Source organism: Lysinibacillus capsici (assembly GCF_003367505.1).
Taxonomy (GTDB): domain Bacteria; phylum Bacillota; class Bacilli; order Bacillales_A; family Planococcaceae; genus Lysinibacillus; species Lysinibacillus capsici.
The window spans coordinates 1-2,064 of record NZ_PXXX01000042.1 but is presented as its reverse complement, the minus strand read 5'-3'; the positions used below and the strand labels follow the sequence as shown (position 1 = coordinate 2,064).

Here is a 2,064-nt window from a genome sequence, read left to right as displayed (position 1 = left end):
TCTGTAGCAACTGCATAATGTACGTTTTTAATACCAAATTGTACTTTGTTTTCTGCCATCTAAAATGACCTCCTAATTAATTAAAGTAATTGAATATGTGCATTTAAAAACTTCCTCGTCAGTAAGATATATTTCATCTCTTGACCAAGGAAGTTCATTCTCTTTTAATAAGTCTTTAATTTTGCCCTCTGCTATTAAATCTTTATTTACCGTATACAGTTCAATATCTACATTGTCCATTTCTACTAAAGGCTTGTTGTCAGCATTGAAGGTATCACTACCCCAAGCTATATAACAAATGAATGGTGGGTTTTGGACTGATGTAAAGTGCGAATAAGCTACTGGATAACCAAGTGCTTTTAGCTTTTGTGCTAGTTCAGGTAATGTCATCCTCTTATCGCCCCCTCAACCTCTTGAATAAATTCATTAACGACCTCATCTTCAACAGGTGCTATATGGACTCTCGGATCCACTCTACCCCCGTTTACCTTTGCATGTCCTTTTTCAAGTAAGTGTGTTAGTTGATAGTTATTTGCATTGTGGATGACCCATTGCGTACCTACTTTCTTTGCTCGCCAACCTTTAGCATAAGCACCACCACTTGGTCTTTTGGGGCTTCGCTCTCTTAGTTGCTGTGCGCCTTCTTTTGCAATTTTTTCAGCTATCTTTTCTATTTCTTCACCAACACCGTTAGCGTAGTTAGCTAAAGTTTGAGTGATAAAAGAACTAACGTTAATTGACACCTTTACGCACCTCACAATACAACTCAATGTCCCCATTACTACGAACAAAAGTCCGATAGATTGAATATTTTACACGGTTATACTCGACTTCTTTTTCGCCATCATATTCATCATAATCAACTATCAAAACTAACTGTGCTTTTAATCCTACTTGTGCGGTAATTGAAAATTCACGCTGTCCTATACTTATAGGCGCACAATAAACAGTTCTTGGTAAAGAAACCTCAATTTCTTGAAGTAATTCATCGGTGATAGTGGTTGAAGACATTAAACAACATACATCATCTTTTGATATGTGTTGTTTGTCTCCTAAACTTTGTTTAAGACTGGGCATCGTTTGCACCTACCTTTTGGATAACACGGTTATGAATACGAAACTGTAAATTACGTGATAGCCCTACATCTTCTTGTCGTTTACGATATTGCCATAAAGCATAATCTACTATTAGCTGAATATCTTCTGCGGTTTCTTTAGATAAATCAATCGGCTTTGATACTAGTTCTGTTTCGGTGGACTTTAGGCGATTAATGAAAATCTCATCACGTAAATCATGCGTTATACCTAAATCCAATTTAAAAAGTGATAAACAAATTGCGAGTGTTTCTTCGCTCATTATTTATCACCTTCCCCGCTAACTTCCATAATCAGTGGTACACCGATTTTATTATCTGAGGAAATTAATTCCTCCACTCGCGGTTTTACAATACGTCCTTTACGTGGGTATTTGTCACCCACATTATAGATATGATCTTCATCTTGTAAATCTCGAAATTCATGAATAACTTTATATTTTGCCACTTAAATCATCCTTTCAGTGGTTTATGCGCCTGCTACTTCTGGTGTATAAGTAATATAGAAGCCTGCTTCTGTGTCAACTGCCTTTGCGTCAAAACGCACATATCCTGCTAATAATTGACCGTACACCTCGTTATCTACCCACTTAACTGACACTTGCTTACGGTCAAATAAAGTTGCAAATGCTTTTGGATCACCGATAAAGCCAACTAGATCACCCGTAGACGTTCCAATCATATCGTCATCTAATACAATTACTTCTTTGCCAAATAATTTCTTTCCTGATTCAACCGTAATATCGTCTTGCAATAAGTAGCGACCGTTTTTGTCTTTAGTTGTATCTAGTGCATTAAATAAGGATGCTGAAATAATGGCTTTGCCTTTATACACACGTTTTAGGTCCTTATTGAATACTCCTTTGAGTCCATCAATACCTGTAACAGCTTTTGCAGTAGCCGTTTTTAATACCGCAGCAATGGCAGCGTTTTTTGTATTTAATTCTTGATCTTTAATTTCATCAGCAAT

Annotated in this window: 6 protein-coding genes; all 6 read right to left on the bottom strand. The window is 36.6% G+C overall.

The features are described 5' to 3' along the window. Positions 1 to 72: 72 nt before the first annotated feature. Complete coding sequence (locus C7B89_RS22845) at positions 73 to 390, bottom strand: hypothetical protein (protein ID WP_115674672.1); 318 nt, start codon at positions 388 to 390, stop codon at positions 73 to 75. Beyond that, entirely contained in the window at positions 387 to 743 is a 357-nt protein-coding gene (locus C7B89_RS22840; protein ID WP_244205768.1) for an HK97 gp10 family phage protein, read from the bottom strand. The genes C7B89_RS22845 and C7B89_RS22840 overlap by 4 nt, the downstream gene beginning before the upstream one ends. After that, positions 733 to 1,077, bottom strand: coding sequence for a hypothetical protein (locus C7B89_RS22835; RefSeq protein WP_115674670.1), 345 nt, complete (start codon positions 1,075 to 1,077; stop codon positions 733 to 735). The genes C7B89_RS22840 and C7B89_RS22835 overlap by 11 nt, the downstream gene beginning before the upstream one ends. After that, the gene (locus C7B89_RS22830) at positions 1,064 to 1,357 is read right to left on the bottom strand and encodes a hypothetical protein (protein WP_115674669.1); all 294 of its coding nucleotides are present in this window, start codon (positions 1,355 to 1,357) and stop codon (positions 1,064 to 1,066) included. The genes C7B89_RS22835 and C7B89_RS22830 overlap by 14 nt, the downstream gene beginning before the upstream one ends. Further along, positions 1,357 to 1,542 carry a hypothetical protein gene (locus tag C7B89_RS22825; RefSeq protein WP_115674668.1) on the bottom strand — a complete coding sequence of 62 codons (186 nt, stop codon included), beginning with the start codon at positions 1,540 to 1,542 and terminating at the stop codon, positions 1,357 to 1,359. Before C7B89_RS22825 ends, C7B89_RS22830 begins: the two co-directional genes overlap by 1 nt. Before the next feature lie 21 nt (positions 1,543 to 1,563). Beyond that, positions 1,564 to 2,064, bottom strand: a 501-nt coding sequence (locus C7B89_RS22820; protein WP_115674667.1) for a phage major capsid protein, incomplete at its 5' end; no start/stop codon positions are given.